20 protein-coding genes are annotated in these 17,609 nt (G+C 65.0%); 11 read left to right on the forward strand and 9 right to left on the reverse strand.

Going from position 1 to position 17,609, the window contains the following annotated elements; all coding sequences use genetic code 11:
• Positions 1-53: 53 nt before the first annotated feature.
• On the forward strand, positions 54-800 hold the full coding sequence (locus MUK71_RS01410) for an SDR family NAD(P)-dependent oxidoreductase (protein WP_227929283.1): 747 nt from the start codon (positions 54-56) through the stop codon (positions 798-800).
• Between the two features lie 33 nt (positions 801-833).
• Here MUK71_RS01410 and MUK71_RS01415 read toward each other — a convergent pair whose 3' ends face one another.
• Both MUK71_RS01415 and MUK71_RS01420 read right to left on the reverse strand, forming a co-directional pair.
• Positions 834-1,343 carry a universal stress protein gene (locus MUK71_RS01415; RefSeq protein WP_227929284.1) on the reverse strand — a complete coding sequence of 170 codons (510 nt, stop codon included), beginning with the start codon at positions 1,341-1,343 and terminating at the stop codon, positions 834-836.
• A 208-nt stretch (positions 1,344-1,551) separates the two neighbouring features.
• On the reverse strand, positions 1,552-2,832 hold the full coding sequence (locus MUK71_RS01420; protein WP_227929285.1) for an MFS transporter: 1,281 nt from the start codon (positions 2,830-2,832) through the stop codon (positions 1,552-1,554).
• 184 nt (positions 2,833-3,016) lie between these two features.
• On the opposite strand from MUK71_RS01420, the gene MUK71_RS01425 reads away from it, so the two are divergent.
• Complete coding sequence (locus MUK71_RS01425) at positions 3,017-4,357, forward strand: APC family permease (RefSeq protein WP_227929286.1); 1,341 nt, start codon at positions 3,017-3,019, stop codon at positions 4,355-4,357.
• 175 nt (positions 4,358-4,532) lie between these two features.
• Here MUK71_RS01425 and MUK71_RS01430 read toward each other — a convergent pair whose 3' ends face one another.
• Positions 4,533-5,045: a PaaI family thioesterase gene (locus MUK71_RS01430; RefSeq protein WP_227904788.1), complete on the reverse strand. Its 513-nt coding sequence runs from the start codon at positions 5,043-5,045 to the stop codon at positions 4,533-4,535.
• A 140-nt stretch (positions 5,046-5,185) separates the two neighbouring features.
• On the opposite strand from MUK71_RS01430, the gene MUK71_RS01435 reads away from it, so the two are divergent.
• The 3 genes from MUK71_RS01435 (at position 5,186) to MUK71_RS01445 (ending at position 6,871) form a co-directional block, all read left to right on the forward strand.
• The gene (locus MUK71_RS01435; RefSeq protein WP_227904790.1) at positions 5,186-5,806 is read left to right on the forward strand and encodes a winged helix-turn-helix domain-containing protein; all 621 of its coding nucleotides are present in this window, start codon (positions 5,186-5,188) and stop codon (positions 5,804-5,806) included.
• On the forward strand, positions 5,803-6,015 hold the full coding sequence (locus MUK71_RS01440; RefSeq protein ID WP_227904792.1) for a hypothetical protein: 213 nt from the start codon (positions 5,803-5,805) through the stop codon (positions 6,013-6,015). The genes MUK71_RS01435 and MUK71_RS01440 overlap by 4 nt, the downstream gene beginning before the upstream one ends.
• Before the next feature lie 88 nt (positions 6,016-6,103).
• Positions 6,104-6,871: an EAL domain-containing protein gene (locus MUK71_RS01445; protein ID WP_227929287.1), complete on the forward strand. Its 768-nt coding sequence runs from the start codon at positions 6,104-6,106 to the stop codon at positions 6,869-6,871.
• Positions 6,872-6,917: 46 nt separating this feature from the next.
• Here MUK71_RS01445 and MUK71_RS01450 read toward each other — a convergent pair whose 3' ends face one another.
• Positions 6,918-7,688 (reverse strand): IclR family transcriptional regulator, encoded by a 771-nt coding sequence (locus tag MUK71_RS01450; RefSeq protein WP_227929288.1) that lies wholly within the window; start codon positions 7,686-7,688, stop codon positions 6,918-6,920.
• A gap of 126 nt (positions 7,689-7,814) precedes the next feature.
• Here MUK71_RS01450 and MUK71_RS01455 point away from each other — a divergent pair, with 126 nt between their 5' ends.
• Both MUK71_RS01455 and MUK71_RS01460 read left to right on the forward strand, forming a co-directional pair.
• Complete coding sequence (locus MUK71_RS01455) at positions 7,815-8,534, forward strand: CoA transferase subunit A (RefSeq protein ID WP_227929289.1); 720 nt, start codon at positions 7,815-7,817, stop codon at positions 8,532-8,534.
• Positions 8,531-9,217, forward strand: coding sequence for a CoA transferase subunit B (locus tag MUK71_RS01460; protein WP_227929290.1), 687 nt, complete (start codon positions 8,531-8,533; stop codon positions 9,215-9,217). Before MUK71_RS01455 ends, MUK71_RS01460 begins: the two co-directional genes overlap by 4 nt.
• Here MUK71_RS01460 and MUK71_RS01465 read toward each other — a convergent pair.
• From MUK71_RS01465 to MUK71_RS01485, 5 genes are all read right to left on the reverse strand, one after another.
• Positions 9,207-9,965, reverse strand: coding sequence for an SDR family NAD(P)-dependent oxidoreductase (locus MUK71_RS01465; RefSeq protein ID WP_227929291.1), 759 nt, complete (start codon positions 9,963-9,965; stop codon positions 9,207-9,209). The genes MUK71_RS01460 and MUK71_RS01465 overlap by 11 nt on opposite strands.
• Positions 9,966-10,031: 66 nt before the next feature.
• Positions 10,032-10,820 carry an HpcH/HpaI aldolase family protein gene (locus tag MUK71_RS01470; protein WP_227929292.1) on the reverse strand — a complete coding sequence of 263 codons (789 nt, stop codon included), beginning with the start codon at positions 10,818-10,820 and terminating at the stop codon, positions 10,032-10,034.
• Positions 10,817-11,728 (reverse strand): cupin domain-containing protein, encoded by a 912-nt coding sequence (locus MUK71_RS01475; protein ID WP_227929293.1) that lies wholly within the window; start codon positions 11,726-11,728, stop codon positions 10,817-10,819. Before MUK71_RS01475 ends, MUK71_RS01470 begins: the two co-directional genes overlap by 4 nt.
• Before the next feature lie 5 nt (positions 11,729-11,733).
• A complete protein-coding gene (gene kce, locus MUK71_RS01480; RefSeq protein ID WP_227929294.1) occupies positions 11,734-12,681 on the reverse strand; it encodes a 3,5-dioxohexanoate:acetyl-CoA acetone transferase in 948 nt (315 codons plus the stop codon).
• On the reverse strand, positions 12,681-13,595 hold the full coding sequence (locus MUK71_RS01485; protein WP_227929295.1) for a DUF6282 family protein: 915 nt from the start codon (positions 13,593-13,595) through the stop codon (positions 12,681-12,683). The genes kce and MUK71_RS01485 overlap by 1 nt, the downstream gene beginning before the upstream one ends.
• Before the next feature lie 202 nt (positions 13,596-13,797).
• On the opposite strand from MUK71_RS01485, the gene MUK71_RS01490 reads away from it, so the two are divergent.
• The 4 genes from MUK71_RS01490 to MUK71_RS01505 all read left to right on the forward strand — a co-directional run bounded on the left by MUK71_RS01490 (position 13,798) and on the right by MUK71_RS01505 (position 17,511).
• Positions 13,798-14,574, forward strand: coding sequence for an IclR family transcriptional regulator (locus MUK71_RS01490; protein WP_227929296.1), 777 nt, complete (start codon positions 13,798-13,800; stop codon positions 14,572-14,574).
• Positions 14,575-14,764: 190 nt separating this feature from the next.
• Complete coding sequence (locus tag MUK71_RS01495; protein ID WP_227929297.1) at positions 14,765-15,508, forward strand: ABC transporter permease; 744 nt, start codon at positions 14,765-14,767, stop codon at positions 15,506-15,508.
• On the forward strand, positions 15,505-16,359 hold the full coding sequence (locus MUK71_RS01500; protein ID WP_227929298.1) for an ABC transporter permease: 855 nt from the start codon (positions 15,505-15,507) through the stop codon (positions 16,357-16,359). Before MUK71_RS01495 ends, MUK71_RS01500 begins: the two co-directional genes overlap by 4 nt.
• A gap of 9 nt (positions 16,360-16,368) precedes the next feature.
• Positions 16,369-17,511 (forward strand): ABC transporter ATP-binding protein, encoded by a 1,143-nt coding sequence (locus tag MUK71_RS01505; protein WP_227929299.1) that lies wholly within the window; start codon positions 16,369-16,371, stop codon positions 17,509-17,511.
• The last annotated feature ends 98 nt before the right edge of the window (positions 17,512-17,609 follow it).

The raw sequence follows: 17,609 nt of genomic DNA on the forward strand, positions 1-17,609 counted from the left end.
CGTGCCCGGACACTAGCTTAGCGGTAAGTATCCATTTACTTACAGGAGACGACATGACCCGCATTGCCCTCGTCACCGGAGCCAACCGCGGACTCGGACGAGCCACCGCGCTCGATTTGGCGCGGAACAAAATCAACGTCGTCGCCGCGTCGCGGAACGGTGCAGGTGACGTCGTGGACGAAATTACCGACGCCGGCGGAGAAGCCATCGCCGTCCGGCTGGACGTCTCGGACCTGTCCTCCATCGAAGCGGCCCGTACCGCAGTGCTCGACGGTGTTGGGGAGAAATGGGACGCCGACACTCTCGACGTGCTGGTCAACAACGCCGGAGTTGGACTGTTCGCGCCGCTCGGCGGCATTACTGCCGAAGACTTCGAGACCACGTTTGCGGTCAACGTCCGGGGTCCGCTGTTCCTCACGCAGGCCTTCCTGCCCCACTTGTCGGACGGGGCGAGCATCGTGAACGTGTCGAGTTCGCTCAGCCGGCACGTGAGTCCGGCGACCTCTGTCTATGCGGCGTCGAAAAAGGCACTAGAGGCACTGACCCGCAGCCTCGCCGTCGAACTGGGTCCGCGAGGCGTCCGGATCAACTCGATTGCGCCCGGGCCCACCGCGACCGACTTCAACGGCGGAGCCATGCGCGATGACGAAACCATGCGCGCGGCACTGTCCGGGCAGACCGCCCTCGGGCGGGTGGGCAGGCCGGAGGACATTGCCGACGCGATTGCGGCCATGGTCTCCTCAGAATTCCGTTGGGCAACGGGGGAGCGGTTCGAAATCTCGGGCGGCGTGCTGCTGTGACCGGACCCTGCCTCCCCGGCACGGCGCGTTCGCCTACTCCGTCCGCTCCCATGGCAGCAGACCGTCGTCGAGGACAGGGTTGAGCGGGACCATAACCACCGGACGATGCTGGCGGTGGGATAGCTGCACGGCTACGGAGCCGGTGAAAAACTCCTCAACGGAGCCCCGGAAACCGGCTTCCCGGGTGCCGACCACAATCATTGCCGCGTCCAACTGCTGCGCCAGCCGGGCAAGCTGCTGTGCCGGCCCGCCGGCCAGCGCCCGGACGGACCATTTCACCGGGTGGGGATCCAGGATCCCCGCAATCTCTGCCCGCAGCCCGGGATCGATCTCCTCTTTCTCGGTGAAAGGCAGGTCCGGATTCAGCGGCGTCGACACCACCGTTCCGTCGGACCGCTGCTCCACCTGCTCGCTGGAGTCGTCAACATGGGCGCAGACCAGATCTGCACCGAGCTGGTCGGCCAAGCCTGCCGCCGCCTCGACTACCGCTGCAGCAGTGCCGGTCTCGACGCCAACCAGGACCTGGGGCTTGGAGTTGCTCATGAAGGTGACTCCTTATGTCTGGACCGGCGGCACGTCCGGGCCGACGGCCTCATGGGTTGCGGCGGTGCCGGTACCGGGTTAATCGGATCTGCTTCAAAGGCTCATCGTCTAAGGAAAAGGTGCCACACCGTCCCGGGTTTGTGCACCGGCTGGGCATGATGCCGGCTCGCAAGGCGCGGATTGGTGGTTGCTGCCCTTTCCCGCCGGCTCAGCCAGTCTTGTGCCGGCGTCGGACGGTGAGGACCGCGAGCGGAAGCAGGACAGCGGTGGCGAGGACTGAAAGCACGGGGAAGCTGCTGGCGGCGAGCAGCGGGCCGGCGGCGAAGGCGGCCACGGCGCCGCACAGGTTTGCGAGGGCGTCGACGCCGCCCTGGGAGGATGCGCGGGTCTCGGTTGAGACGACCCGGCTGAACAGGGCGGAGCCGGCTACGTTGATGAATGACCAGCCGACGCCGAGCAGGAACAGCGACACCATGATCCAGCCGGTGTCCGCAGGCCGGAGGGCACCGATCGTTGCCGATGCTGTAAACACCAGGATGCCCGCCACGATGCTGGGCCGGTGGCCGTGGCGGTCCACAATGAATCCGACCAGGGGTGCCAGCGCGTACATACCGGCGATGTGCAGGCTGATCGTGATGCCGATAACCGTGATCGATCCGCCCTGGTGCGCAAGATGCACCGGGGTCATCGTCATGATCGACACCATCACCACCTGGGCGGAAAGGATGGCAATCATGGCAAAGCGGGCCGGCCGGTTGATGCGCAGTTCCGCGAGGATACGGCGGACCGGAGCCCGTTTCTTCCCGGCCGGTGCCGCGGGGGAGGGGACACTGGCCTGCAGGGTCAGCAGGGGGTCCGGCTTCAGCCGGAGGAACACAACGACGCCGGCCAGGGCCAGGCAGGCGGCGGCCACCAGGAACGCCCCGGCGAACACGGAGAGTCCGGTAGCCCGGTGGATGATCTCGCCCGGCACCCCCAGGTTCGGGCCGAGCACGGAACCGATGGTGCCCACCCACACCACCAGGGCCAGGGAGCGGCCCTTGTGGTGCGGCTCGGCAAGATCGGTAGCAGCGAACCGGGCCTGGAGGCTGACAGCGGACCCGGCGCCGATCAGCAGCAGCCCGATGAACAGCGGCACCACCAGGCTCCACTGGGCCGCCGCGACCAGGAGTGCTGCGCCGGCCGCGGCGGTCCACCACCCGGTGGCCAGGGCGATGCGGCGGCCGCGGCGGGCGGCCAGGTTGCCCAGCGGCAGGCCGAGCAGGGCGGCCCCGAGCGTACTGGCCGTCCGTGCCAACCCCGCCCATGCTTCGCTGTTGGTGACTTCCCCTGCCAGCAGCACGCCGATTGAGGGGGCCACGCCGACGCCGACGGTGCCGATAATCTGCATCACAACAAGCACGCGCATGGTGCGCCGCTGCACCAGGCCCAGCGGGTCCGGTGCGACGGCGGGATACGGCCCGCGCGCGGGCGGCTGGGGGTCTGACACTGGCGTCCTTCGTCGTGAGGGGCTCGAGGCGGTTTGCCGCGCACGGCCGCTGGCTGGCGAACCCCAGCCTATCCGCCCCCGCCGGCACCATGGCAGGCCGGTGCGCCTGCCGGCCAACACTTTTTGTGCACCGGATTCCGCCCAAGTATTGCGCAGGGGGGAGCAAACGGAATCCAATAGCCCAATGACGGAAGAGACCGGCACTGCCACATCAAAATCATCACCCGGGTTGAAGCGGGCCATCGGGGTGCCGCTGCTGTTCGCGTTTATCGTGGGCGACACCCTCGGTGCCGGCATCTACACCCTCGTGGGGACCATGGCCTCCGACGTCGGCGGTGCGATCTGGCTACCCCTGCTGATCGCGCTGGTGGTCGCGCTCCTCACCGCCGCAACCTACGCAGAACTGATCACCAAGTACCCGCACGCCGGCGGAGCCGCCCGCTACGCCGACCGGGCCTTTGGCATCCCCTATGTGTCCTTCCTGGTCGGATTCCTGATGATGGCCTCCGGAATCACCACGGCTGCCGCGCTGGCGAACGCCTTCGCGGGCGACTACCTGACGGCGCTCATCGATGTGCCGGCAGCTCCCGCCGCGGTTGTCTTCATCATCCTGCTGACCCTGATCAACCTTCGCGGCGTCAAGGAGTCCCTCGCCGCGAACCTGATAGCTTCCGTCATCGAGGTATCCGGCTTGGTCATCGTCATTGTGGTCTGTGCCATCGTTTTCACCTCCGGTAACGGGGAACCCTCCCGGCTCCTTGAGTTCGCGCCGGACGTGCCGCCCCTGCAAGGCGCCTTCGCCGCATCGATCGTCGCGTTCTTCTCTTTCCTGGGTTTCGAAGCGGCAGCAAACATGGCCGAGGAAGTACGTAATCCTTCCAAGGCCTACCCCCGCGCACTGTTCGGCGCCATCTGCACCGCCGGGCTGGTGTATCTCCTTATCGCCCTCGGCGCCGTCATCGTGATGGCCCCGACGGAGCTGGCCGAGTCCACCGGCCCACTCCTCGCCGTCGTCGGCGCCAGCGGTGTCGCCATCCCGCCGGGGCTCTTCAGCATCATCGCGCTGATTGCCATTGCCAACGGCGCGCTGCTGTTTATGGTGATGGCCAGCCGTGTCGGTTACGGCCTGGCGGAAGCCGAATTGCTCCCTCGGGCCTTCAGCCGCGTGCTGCCGGGCCGCCGTACCCCGTGGGTTTCCATTGTGGTGGTGGCCGGGCTGACGATTGTCCTGACGCTCACCGGAAATGTCGCCTCGCTGGCCGAAACCACCGTGCTGCTCCTGCTTTTGGTGTTCCTGTCCGCGAACGTCAGCGTCCTTGTCCTCAAAAAGGACAAAGTGGACCATGAACACTTCTCCGCCCCCCGGTTCATGCCGGTCCTGGCGATCATTGCCAGCATTGCGCTCCTCACCCAGCAATCCGCGGCTATCTGGCTCAGTGCCGCCGTCTACGTGGCGATCGGATCCTTGTTGTTCCTCGCTGCACGGGCGCAACGCAAGCACGAGGACCGTGTGAACCCCCGCTGATCCGCAACCGCAGGCTGCTGGTTGCAGGTAGTCGCCCCGGGATTCAAGGGTGTGACGGCCCGGGCGCCTGCGTGGCAGGCTGGGCGCACGAGATAGCCGAATCCATGGGAGGGTGACGTGAGCGCAGGGCGCTGGGGGCTTGCCGGGGCGGGCAAACAATAGGGATATGTAAGGCTCAACGTCCCGATGGATCGGGGCCCACCACCAGGCAGGTGCTTGAGGCGGTAGCGAGGACCCGGCCGGCGGCGTCGCGCAGGTCCGCTTCGACAAAGGCTGCGTTGCGTCCGGTCTTGGTCACCCAGCCGTGGGCCGTGACAGTGCCCGTGTCCGCGGTGGCGGGCCGCAGGAAGGACACCTTGAGCTCGAGGCTGGTGTAGCCGACGCCGGCCGGCAAAGTCGAGTGCACGGCGCAGCCGCAGGCCGAGTCCAGGACGGTGGCGAAAAAGCCGCCATGGACGGAGCCGATGGGGTTGTAGTGCGATTCGTCAGGCTCCGCCGTCATGACGACGTCGCCCTCGCTCACGCTGACGAGCCGCAGGCCGACATGACTGCTGATCGGCGGGCCGGAAACCTCGCCGGCGGCCAGCGCCTGCAGGTGCTCGAGCCCGGTCCGCGAGAAGATGCGCGCGACGTCCCGTTCCGCCGGGGAGTATTCAAGCGTTTTGGAACGCATTTCGGAAGCGGACATCGGGTCTCCTTGAAGGCTTGTGGGTGCTGGGATCCATAGCCACAGTAATGCAGGCCACACACAGGGCGGCGCAGGACTGCTTGCGGAGCAGATGCAAAGAAACGTTTGCAAATAAACCTTTGCACTGGCATGCTGGCTCCATGACCGCAGAACCACTGCCCGAAAAGCAGCCCGCCCGTGACGGTGACCGTGTCCTCGACGGCCCCGTACTCAAAGCCCTGGCCCACCCGCTCCGGGTGCAGCTGCTGGACATCCTGTCCCAGTACGGGCCTCAGACCGCCAGCAGCATGGGCAAACGGGTGGGGGAATCCAGCGGAGCCACCAGCTACCACCTCCGGCAACTGGCACGGCACGGCCTGGTCCGCGAAATCGAGAACCGGGGCTCGGGACGCGAGCGGTGGTGGGAACGCCCGCGGGGCACCCTGGCCGTCAATACCTCTTCGTCCGAACAGGACCCTGCCGTCCGCGAGGCGGCCCGGCAGGTGAACCGGCACTTTGTCCAGGGACGTGCGGAGGCCCTGGCTGCCTTTACGTCAGGCAGCCCGTCCGAACTGCCGGCAGAGTGGGCGGACGCCGCCATGCTCAGTACCCTCAACGCCCAGCTCACCGCAGACCAGCTCCGGAAGTTCACCCGCGAGATGGAAGCGATCCTGCGGGAAAAGCTCGAGGCCTACCGGAGCGAACCCGGAACCCCCGGCGCCCGCCCCGTCCAACTGCACTTCAACGCCTTTCCCCTCATCGATTTCCAGGAGCAGCCATGAGTTCCGCCAGCCTCGGGTACTACCCGCCCGCCACCGTTCATGCAGGATTCACCTCCCGCGCACTGATCCGCCTCGGCACGGCCTTCATCGCCGCCGGCTCCCGGCTCGGCCGGCCCGAAGGGCCCGAAGTTGCCCTGTTCCGGCAGCACCTTGAGCGCCGAACGGACGCACGGGCCATCGCCCACAGCGGTCTTTACCCGCTGCTGTAACGCCGCGGTGCGTCTGGGCGGCGGGGTGCTCACCTCCGTGTTCCAGCTGCAGTAATGTACTGATCCTATTCACTCGGGGGGACACCACATGGCATGCAACGGCTGCAGCACGGCTTCAAAACTCGACTTCGACTTCAGTATGGCGTTCCAGCCGATTTACGACGCCGCTGCCGGCCGGGTGTGGGGCTACGAGGCTTTGGTGCGTGGTGCCTCCGGGGAAGGGGCCTATGAGGTCCTGTCCAAGGTTTCACCGGAGCAGAAGTACCGCTTCGACCAGGACTGCCGGGTCAAGGCCATTGAGCTGGCCTCGCGCCTGTTTCCCGCGGGCGAGGAGCTGATGCTCTCCATCAACTTCATGCCCAAAGCTGTTTATGAACCGGCTGCCTGCCTGCGGGCGACCCTGAATACTGCCCGCCGGTGCAACTTTCCGATGTCCTCGATCATGTTCGAGTTCACCGAAAACGAAGAGGTCTCCGACACCGCGCACCTCACCAACATCATCACCGAGTACCGCAAGCACGGGTTCACCACAGCCGTGGACGATTTCGGTGCCGGCCATGCAGGGCTTGGCCTGCTGGTTGATTTCCAGCCGGACCTGATCAAAATCGATATGAAACTCGTCCGCGGAATCGACACCAGCCCTGCCCGCCAGGCCGTCCTGGCCGGCATCATCGGCATCGCCCGGGAACTCGGCATTACGCTGCTGGCTGAGGGGATCGAAACCGAGGCTGAGTTCCGGGTGCTCAAGGCCGCCGGGATCCGGCTGTTCCAGGGCTACTGGTTTGCCAAGCCTGCCTTCGAGGCGCTTCCGGAAGTGCGGATGGACGCTCTTCCCGATGTCCCCGCAGGGGCCTGACTCCATCTGGACCGAGCTGCTGGCAGGCGGTGCCGGTCCGCGGGTGTTACCGGCCGGCCCTTCCCGCGAGGCGCCGGCTGAACTGATGGGCCTCTTCAAGCAACGCCCGGCCCAGGACCGGGAGCCTTGCGGATCCGAAGCGCTGCTCGATGCCGGTGATGCTTAGGGCGTACGTCGCGTTGCGTGTGGCGTCGAAAACGGCCGCGCCCATTCCCCAGCTGCCCTCCACAATCAGGCCGGGGTTCACCGCGAACCCCTGTTCCCGGGTGCGGAGTATCCGGTCCCGGATCTCTGCTTCGGAATGTCCGGTGCCCCACGGATTTCCCCAGCGACGGAAGTAGGCATCGACTTCCTCGGGCTTGCTGAAGGAGAGGATGGCGAGTCCGGCCGAGGCGACGCCCAGCGGGAAACGCACGCCCTCGTACAGGACGAAAGACCGCACGGGGAAGCTGCCTTCCTCCCGAAGCAGGCAGACCGTCTCGTCACCTCGGCGGATGGAGAGAAACGCGCTTTCACCTGTCACTGCCGCGAGCCGCCGGACATGGGGGATGGCCAGTTCGGTTATATCGTGGCGCGCGCCGGCGACGGTTCCCAGCACGAACAGCTCGGTACCCAATACCCAGCGGGAACGGGTTTCGTCGAAATCGACATATCCCTCGAGTGCGAGGGAACGAAGCAGCCGGTACGTGGTGGGCCGGGTAAGCCCGGTGGTCGAAGCGACCGTCCTCGTGGGCAGCCCGCCCGGGGAGGCGCTGAGTGCGCGCAGGATGGCGGCCACGCGTGCAACAACTTGGCTTCCGGGAAGCGCTTCAGGCATGGTTCACCGATTCAGTATGTGGACAACTTGAAAACCAGAATTCACATAGTGCCGAATTCATTCTGGCCTATTGATTCTGCTTTTCCACCCTGTTTGGCTCGCCTCCATCCGATTGAAGGAGTTCCGATGTCCAAAGTGTGGACAAGCGCCCGCGAAGTCCTCGACGGCGTGCTCAGTGACGGCATGACCCTGGCGGTTGGGGGCTTCGGACTGAGCGGAATTCCGTCGTACCTCATCGAGGCGGTGCGGGACTCCGGGGTCCGGGACCTCACGGTGGTCTCGAACAATATGGGAGTGGATGGAAAAGGCCTCGGCCTTTTGCTCGAGAACGGCCAGGTTTCCCGGGTCATCGCGTCCTACGTGGGAGAAAACAACGGGTTCGCCGCGGCCTATCTCCAAGGGACCCTCGACGTGGAGTTTGTGCCGCAGGGAACGCTCGCCGAACGCCTCCGGGCGGGGGGAGCGGGAATCCCCGGCTTTTACACGGCTACAGGGGTGGGAACCCCCGTAGCCGAAGGCAAGACGACCATGGAGTTCGGGGGAAAGGAATATCTCCTCGAGCGGGCGATCGTTGCAGATGTCGCCCTTGTGCACGCTTACCGCGGTGACCGGGAGGGCAATCTCGTTTACCGCCATACGGCCCGCAACTTTAATCCCCTGGTGGCAGCCGCAGGCCGGCTCGCAGTCGCCGAGGTCGAGGAGCTGGTTGCCCCCGGATACCTGGATCCGGACCACGTAGTAACCCCGGGGGTGTACATCCAACGGCTGGTGACAACGTCCCTGGCCAAGGACATCGAGCAGCGGACAACCCGGCCGCGCACACTGACTGGAGGGAACAGATCATGACTTGGACAAGGGACGAGATGGCGGCGATCGCCGCCGCAGGCCTCCGGGACGGTGACTACGTCAACCTTGGCATCGGCATTCCGACCCTGGTGGCCAACCATATTCCTGCAGGCGTCAACATCATTCTGCAGAGTGAAAACGGGCTGCTCGGTATCGGGCCGTTCCCTTATGAGGGAGAGGAAGACGCCGATCTGATCAATGCCGGCAAGCAAACCGTCACGGCTGTCCCGGGGGCAAGCTTCTTTGACTCGGCCACGTCGTTCGGAATGATCCGGGGCGGGCACATCAACACAGCCGTCCTTGGTGCGCTCCAGGTCTCGGCACGCGGCGACCTCGCCAACTGGATGGTTCCCGGGGCAATGGTCAAGGGCATGGGCGGGGCGATGGATCTGGTCGCGGGCACCCCTCGGGTAATCGTGGTCACCGACCACGTGGCGAAGGACGGCAGCGCCAAGATCGTCAGGGAGTGCACCCTGCCGCTGACAGGCAGGCAATGCGTCGATGAGATCATCACCAACCTCGCAGTTTTCGATGTCACGGAGGACGGCCTGGTGATGACGGCGATAGCACCCGCCGTGAGCGTCGAGGAGGTACGGGCGAGGACCGATGCCCCGTTCACGGTCGCCTGGGTCGCCGGCCGGGAGCCGGTGCCGTCCGCCGGACCCGAAGCGGTCAGGAACTGAATCCGCCGTCCACCGGCAGCACGACTCCGCTGATGTGGCTTGCCCTGTCGCTCAGGAGCCAGCCGGCGGCATCACCGACCTCGGTAGTGGTACCTGCTTTGCGGAGCGGGGTGGCGGCGATGCGCGCCTCGACGCCGCCGGGGATGGCTTCGCGGGTCTTCTGCAGCATGGGCGTTTCGATCGGCCCCGGAGCGATGGCGTTGACCCGGATACCTGCCGGCCCGTTGTCATGGGCGGCGGTGCGGGTGAGGCCAATGACGGCGTGTTTGGTCGCTTGGTAGGCGCCCATGCCCGAGCTGCCCCGGGTGCCGCCGATGCTGCTGACGTTAACGATGGAGCCGCCGCCCCCGCCGGACATGGCCCGGACCTCCTCGCGGATGCAGAGCCAGACTCCCTTGACGTTGACCGCCATGATCCGGTCGAAGTCTTCTTCGCTGACGTCGTGAAGCATCCCGGCGCCGGTGAGCCCGGCGTTGTTGAACGCGCCGTCGAGCCGCCCAAACCGCTCGAGGGCAGTATCGACGAAGCGCCGCACGTCCGCTCCGACGCTCACGTCGCCCGTAACCCAGGCCACCGGTGTTCCTGCGGCCGTGAGTTCGTCGGCGACGGTCCGGAGGCCGGCTTCACTCCGGGCCGCAAGCACCAGGGACGCCCCGTCGCGGGCGAATACCCGTGCGGCATCGGCCCCGATGCCGGTGCTCGCACCGACAATGAGGATGATTTTTCCTTCGAGAAGCCGTGCTGTCATGGTGTTTCCTTTCACCCCGTTAAAGGGAACGTTACGTTGCCGCCGGCATACGCCGTCGGCCTTGGGTCAGCCGTACCGGACGGTGCGTCCTGCGGCAACGGCAGCAGCAGCGGCGGCACCGAGCATACTGGCGTCATTGCCCATCAGCGTGAATGAATAACCGGCGTCGACGGCAGCTTGGACGGAGCCTGCAGTGGGACCGCCCGCATTGCCGATCGGCATGCCCGCTGCAGCTGCGGCGCGGATGGCACCTTCGATGAGCTCGGTCACGTGTGGTGAGGATTCCGTCCCGCCCTCTGAGGTGGACAGATCTGCGGCACCGATCAACAGGCAATCGATTCCCTTGACCGCAGCGATGTCTCCAGCGGCCCGGGCGGCCGCCCCGCTCTCGATCTGGGCGATCAGCACCACCTGCTCCTGGCCGTAGCGCATGTAGTCCTCGCGGGGCATGGCACCCCAGGCCCCCGCACGGCTCGTTGAGCCCACGCCCCGGGTCCCGAGAGGTGGAAACCGCGTGGCTGCGACGGCGGCTTCCGCCTCCTCGACGGTGTCCACGTGCGGCACCATGATCCCCTCCGCGCCCGCATCGAGGAGACGCTGGATCATGCCGCTGTCCAGTGAAGGAACGCGGACAATCGGCGCGACGCCGGCGAACAGGGCGGTGCCGATGTGGCGGTACGCGGTTTCCAGGTTCATGGCGGAATGCTCGAGGTCGATGACCACGAAATCGAAGCCGGCGAGGGCAATAAGCTCCATGCTCTCCATGGCGGGAATCTTTATCCAGGTGCCCAGCGCAGGCGCCCCCGGATTCGCTAACGCCTGCCGAAACAGGCTCGCCGGATAGGGAAGCGTCATTTGGCTGGATAGTCGTCGGCGTTGAGGACCCAGCCGGACGCGGAGAAGTCCTCGCGGGGCGCGGAGAAAATGTCGATGAGTTGTTGGTGCCCGCCGATCCCCTGGGTGGTGTGCACCGTGGGCGGGGGAATGATGCAGATGGACGGAGTAGCGATCCGGCGGCTCTCATCCGGACGCCACTGGGTCGAGTCCGGCCCCCACGGGTAGCGGATGTGGTGGATGAAGCTGCCCTTGACGGCGAGGGAGATCTGTTCGAAGTCATCGTGGAAGTGGGGGGACAGCTTGGTCTTTTCCCGCGGGCCCGGTTCCTCGGCAAGGAAGTTCACCATCAGGTTGGTGGTCCGGAAGATCCGTCCGAACCGGCCGGGAACAACCGGGGTGTCCTTCAACCGGTAAGTCCGCAGGCGGAAGCCTCCTACCGGATCCGGCCACGGCTTCAGCGGGGTGGCCCGAAGATCCGGTTCCCGGTAGGCCTCCGCATTGAGGGCGCCCTCCCGGAGATCGTCCGCCACCGAGGAAAACAAGCGGATAAGGATCCCGTCAGCCGTGGCCGTGACCGAGCTGTCTCCGGGCGGAACAACGACGAGCGCCTCCTCGTCCACACTGGTTGACTCACTGCCGGCCGTGATGTGCAGGGGTGCGCTCTCGGAGTACAGGAGGACGGCGTATTCATCGGGTTGTCCGGTGCGGGGGAAGACGTCGCCGGCTTTGGCCTGGGTGTAGCTGATGACCAGGTTGGCGGCGCGGGCGTTCCACGTGCGGCTGCCGTGCGGGCCTGTTTCGGAGGGCTCATGGGACAGGAATTCAATCCACTGCGAGGGTTTGATCGGGGTCGACGGATCCACGGTCCTGGCCGCCGTCGCCGGCGCAAGGGAGGACCGGATGTCGTCCTTGGCGTATGTGTTCATCAGGATTACCTCATCATTGAGTCGATGGTGACGTTCTGGACGCCTTTGAGGTTGAGCATTTGCCGTGCCTCGTCGGGGCTGGCGATCTGTTTGCCGAGGTCCTCGACCACGGCGCGGATTTTCCGGACCTGCTGTGCGTTGCTGGTGGCAAGTTCGCCTTTGCTGATCCACAGGCTGTCTTCAAGGCCCACGCGGACGTTGCCGCCAAGCCAGGCACTGTGGGTGCCGAACTGCATCTGGTTGCGCCCGGCGGCGAAGGCGGAGAAATAGTAGTCGTTGCCGAAGAGCTTGTCCGCGATGGTGACCATGTGGGTGAGGTTTTCGTGGTCGGCGCCGATTCCGCCGAGGATGCCGAAAACACCTTGGATAAGGAACGGCGGCTCCACCAGGCCCCTGTCGACGAAGTGGGCCAGGGAGTACAGGTGGCCGATGTCGTAGCACTCGAACTCGAAACGCGTGCCGTGGCCGTCCCCGAGGGTCCGGAGGGTGTGCTCGATGCGGTCAAAGGAGTTGATGAAAGGGTGTGAATACGTGTTGAGCACGTACTCCTTTTCCCAGTCGTGCTTCCAACCCGTGACTTTGTCCGCGATCCCGGAGTAAACGAAATTCATTGATCCCATGTTCAGGGAGGCAAGTTCGGGGGAAAACCGGAGCGCTCCGGCCAGGCGCTGGTCCATCGTCATCGCAGACGAGCCGCCGGTGGTGATGTTGATGACGACGTCGGTCTTCTCGAGTATGGCGGGGACAATCTCCTCATAGATTTCGGCCTCCCAGGCGGGCCGCCCGTCGGGGTGCCGCGCATGGAGATGGATGATCGCGGAGCCGGCAGCAGCGGCTTCAAAGGCCGAGGCAACTACCTCTTCGGCCGCGAGGGGGAGGAAGGGGCTCTGCGAAGGGACGTTCACCGACCCGGTCACTGCGGTGGTGATGATGACCTTTTCTGCCTGGCGCATCAGTTTGTTTCTTCCAGGCCCAGCAGGAAGGCGGTGTTCCTGCAGATCATCTGGCGGATGTCCTTCTCGGCCACCCCGTGGTCGAGCAGCTGCTGAATGACGTAGATGTAGCCGTCCACCGGCAACGGATTGGTTTTCTGGCCGAGGTCCGAATCGATGACGGTGTGTTCGGGACCGATCCGGTCGATCCAATCCACCAGGCGGCTTATGGGGAAACCGGGGGCGGGAACGTCCGGGTGGTACATGGACAGCTCATGTTCCACGAACGCGCCCGACTTCAGCATTTCTTCGACGTCGTCATCGGAGGCGTTGACAATGAAATCAGGATGGTGGAGCAGCAGCCGGCGAACACCGTTTTCCTTCGCGGTTGCAAAAAGTGCCTTCATCGACGCCGCATCGAGGTGGCCGCCGGTAAGCATGATGTCTGCCTCCGCAACCAGTTGTGTAACGCGGACGGTGTCTTCGGAGACGTTGCCGCCGGCGTCCCAGATGGACACCTCCTTCTCCTCGAGATTGGCGCCCGCGGTGGGGAACCCGTCGTCGTGGTTATGGGCAGCGATGTGCTGGGCCGCCGACACCGTGGGACCCCATACGGCACGTCCGCCCATCTGGATGGCGACGGCGACGGCCGACGGGTTGATACCCCCTACCTCGGAGTTGAGCGCAACGCCCCCGTAGACAGGGGTTGGCGCGTCCGCCAGCTGGGACCCCATGGCAAGCAGGTCCATGACCGTGTTGTGGTGGTGCGACTTGATGAGCAGCGCCCGCATGCCAATGCGGGCTGCATCATAGGACGCCTCCACATGGTTGAGGCGGCGTGGGAACGGGCTCGGCCCGGAGTGGACATGAAGATCGACCGCTCCTTCCAGGACTTTGAGCAGGGCGGGCGAGGGAACGTCGTTGGAAATGGACATCCGAGAACCTCCTTGTTGTTCGGATTGTGTTGACCGTGTTCAACATACGAAGTCCATGGGTTGCTGTCTAGGGGTTTGCGGCGCAATTTCTGCCAGGCGGTCCGCCGACCGTTCATCAAATGAAAATAATGCTTGCATTATGAACAACCAGTTGTTTTACTGAGCGCCAATGATCCTTCGAGCCTCGACGAGGAGGTGCGGTGTGCCTGATCCGCTTGATGCGCTCGCCGCCGCAGACCGCAGCGCCGCGCTGCCCTATGGTGACCGCGGGGCTATTCAGACCATCGACAGGGCAGCCATGATCCTTGCCCTTTTCGACCAGAACACCCAGGTGCTGAGCCCGACCCTGGTGGCCGACCGCCTCGGACTCAACCGGACTACCGCGCATCGTTACCTGCAGTCCCTGCAGGCGTCCGGGTTCCTCGGCCAGGGCTACGGCCCCGGTCCCCTGATCAACCAATTGGCTTCGCTGGTGTCGGCACGCCAGCAGATCCTTACGGTGGCACCGGCCATCATGCGCACGCTTGCAGACCAGACGGGACTCACCGCGGTGCTGAGTTTCCTGGGACGGTCCGGCGCGGTGGTGAGCCATGTCGAAGAAGCGAACGGGGGGACCATCCTGCTGACCGTGCGGGTTGGCACGGTTCTCGAACTCAAGGCGGCCCAGTCGAGGATGCTCCTCGCTTTCCAATCCGACCCGGAGGTGGCTTCCCGCATGCACGCGTCCCTTGACGGGGCGGAAGCGCGGAAGGAGCAGGCGGAACTCGCGCTTGCACGGCGGAACCGTGTGGCGTGGGCCGACCTGGGCCGGGTTGGCCTGGCATCGGTGGCGGCGCCGGTCTTCGGAAGCCGTGATATACAGGCCGCGGTGGCCGTCCTCGGCACCACCACAATGCTCTCTCCCTCTGACCTCTCCTCCCCTCGTGTAGAGCTGCTTCGGGATGCTGCCGAACGCATCAGCTCAACGGTGACCATCTGATGCCTGCCCCGACCGTCAATGATGTCGAACGGATAACCAGACCATGACCCTGTTACCTCGAACAGCTCGAACAGCTCGAACAGTTCGGGCACCGCGCCCGAACTGGGCACTCCTGATTCCGGCTCTCGCCCTGGTTGCCGGAGTGCTTCTCCTTCCCCTCCTGCAGAGCCTCTTCCGCAGTTTCGGGGGCGTGGACTTCACCCTTGACCACTACAAGTCCCTGTTTACCGACGGCGTCACGCTCACGGTGCTCGGCAGGACGGCCGGAACCGCGGTCATAGTCACCGTGGTCACCTTCCTCATCGGGTATCCCTACGCCTACCTCATGACAAGGGTGGGTCCGCGACTGCGCGGAGTGCTGCTCGTTATTGTCCTCGTCCCCTTCTGGACCTCGGTGATGGCACGCAACTTCGCCTGGATTGTTCTCCTGCAGCGGGGCGGGCCCGTACAGAGCCTCTTTGACGCCCTCGGGGCCGGCGACGTCGTTTTCTACGGCACCGTTGTGGGCGTCACCGTGGCGATGAGCCAGGTCCTGCTTCCGTTCATGGTGCTCCCGCTCTTCAGCACGCTGAGTTCCATTGACCGCAAGCTGCTCCTGGCGGCACGAGGGCTCGGCTCGTCACCGATCGCCGCCTTCTGGAAGGTCTACTGGCCGCTTTCCCGCGGAGGGGTGGTTTCGGGGCTGATCCTCGTGTTCACGCTGAGCCTCGGGTTCTACGTGACGCCGGCGCTGCTTGGTTCACCGCAGCAATCCCTTATTGCCCAGCTGCTCGCCCAGCGCACCACCCAGATCCTGGACTTCGCCGGAGCCAGCGCGTTGGGGATGCTCGTCCTGGTGGTCACCCTCGTACTGGTGGTCTGGGCGAACCGCATCGGCGGCACCATATCCGCGATCGGCGTCGTGGCCACGTCAAAGGCGAAGGACACCCCATGAGCAAACTGACAGACACCGGCAGCCGCAAGGCTGCAGCTCCCCGCAGCCGGCGGCGGCGGGACCGCGGGGTTGATCCGATTCCCGTATGGCTGTGGGTGGTCGGCGGCGCCGTCGCGCTCTATCTGGTCCTCCCCACCCTTGTGGTCATCCCGTCCAGCTTCTCGTCATCCTCGGCGTTCAAGCTGCCGCCGGAGGGATTCACGCTCCGCTGGTACCAGAACTTCTTTACCAACCCCATCTGGCTTACCTCGCTTGCCAATTCCTTCCTTGTGGCCCTGCTCGCGGCTGCAATGGCCACCGTTGTGGGCACCGCAGCGGCGGTGGGCCTGAGCCGGATGACCGGACGGACCGCGTCTTTTGTCCGCACGGTGCTCATGGTGTCCATGGTGACCCCGTCGATCGTGATTGCCGTGGCCGTCTACATCTCGTTCCTGAAATGGCACCTGACCGGTTCGCTCCTGGGGTACGTGCTGGCACATGCCGCGCTGGGAGTCCCCTTTGTGCTGGTGGCCGTGACCAGTGCCCTCGGCGGCTTTGACGCGCAGCTGCTGAGGGCCTCGGCGTCGCTCGGTGCTTCCCCGATCCGTTCCTTTATTACGGTGACGATGCCGCTGATCAGCCGCGGCATCCTCAGCGGTGCGGTCTTCGCTTTCGCCACGTCCTTCGACGAGGTGGTGATTGCGCTGTTCCTCCGCTCGCCGACGTTCCAAACGCTGCCGGTACAGATGTACAACAGCGTCACTTATGAACTCGACCCCACCATCTCGGCGGCATCGAGCCTCATCGTCGTCGCGGTCACCGCCATCTTCCTGGTGCCGCAGCTCATCAGCAACCGCAAGAAGACCGACTAGGAGTATGCCGTGACCCTTTCGAACGAAAAGACCGTTCCCTCCCGGAAGGCGCCCCCGACGCTGGTGCGGCGGGGCACCCAGATCCGGCTGGCGGGCGTTACCAAGGATTACGGACTCGAGGTTCCGGCGGTGGACGATATCTCCCTGACCATCGAACCGGGGGAGTTCATGACCTTCCTCGGACCAAGCGGATCAGGCAAGACCACCACCCTCAACCTCATTGCCGGCTTCGATACCCTCACCAGCGGGACCATCGCCCTGAACGGAACCGACGTCGGAACGCTGCCGCCGCACAAGCGGAACCTCGGGATGCTGTTCCAGAACTATGCCCTGTTCCCGCACATGACGGTTGCCCAGAACGTGGGATATCCGCTGCGTGAGCGGAAAATGTCCAAATCCGACATTGCCCGCCGGGTGTCCGACGTGCTCGACCTGGTGCAACTGCCGGGCCGCGACCGGAATTACCCGACGCAGTTGTCCGGCGGGCAGCAACAGCGCGTCGCCCTTGCCCGGGCAATCGTCTTCCAGCCCGAGGCGCTGCTGCTCGATGAGCCGCTGGGTGCCCTGGACCGAAACCTCCGCGCCACACTGCAGGCAGAGATCCGCCGGATCCACCGCGAAGTGGGATCCACGTTCGTGTTCGTGACCCACGACCAGGAAGAGGCAATGAACCTCTCCGACCGCATTGCCCTCTTCAACAACGGGCACATTGAACAGGTGGGCAGTCCGCAAGAGCTGTACCGCGAACCCGAAACACTTTTCACGGCAAGGTTCCTGGGCGACTCCAATGTCTTTGACCTTGGCGACGCGGGCTTCGGGGAGCACGCCGTCTGGGAGGACCGGACCTGGTCGGTGGATCCCCGCACCGTGGCGGGGCATGCGGGCGTCCGTTCGCGCAGCGCCATAGTTGTCCGTCCTGAAGACCTGTTCATCGCCCTTGATCCAGGCTCCGTTCCGGCCGGGGCAAATACCATCCCGGCCACCATCAAGGACCTGGAATACATGGGGTCCTACCGCACCGCATTGCTGAACCTGGGGAGGGGCAACCTGGGCGGCCGCGCCCGTATCGACGCACTGGGTTCGACGCTGAACATCGGCGATGCCGTCACCGCCTGGTGGCGGCCCGAACGCCAACGGATCGTCGCTGCCTGACCCGCATTTCCTCGCTTTACATCGACGTCTTGAGTGGTACCGTGTCGCCTAACGTTCACCAAGTGAAACTGAAATTCATATTATGAACAACGCCGAGC

It is taken from the genome of Arthrobacter zhangbolii (genome assembly GCF_022869865.1).
In the GTDB taxonomy this organism is placed as follows: domain Bacteria; phylum Actinomycetota; class Actinomycetes; order Actinomycetales; family Micrococcaceae; genus Arthrobacter_B; species Arthrobacter_B zhangbolii.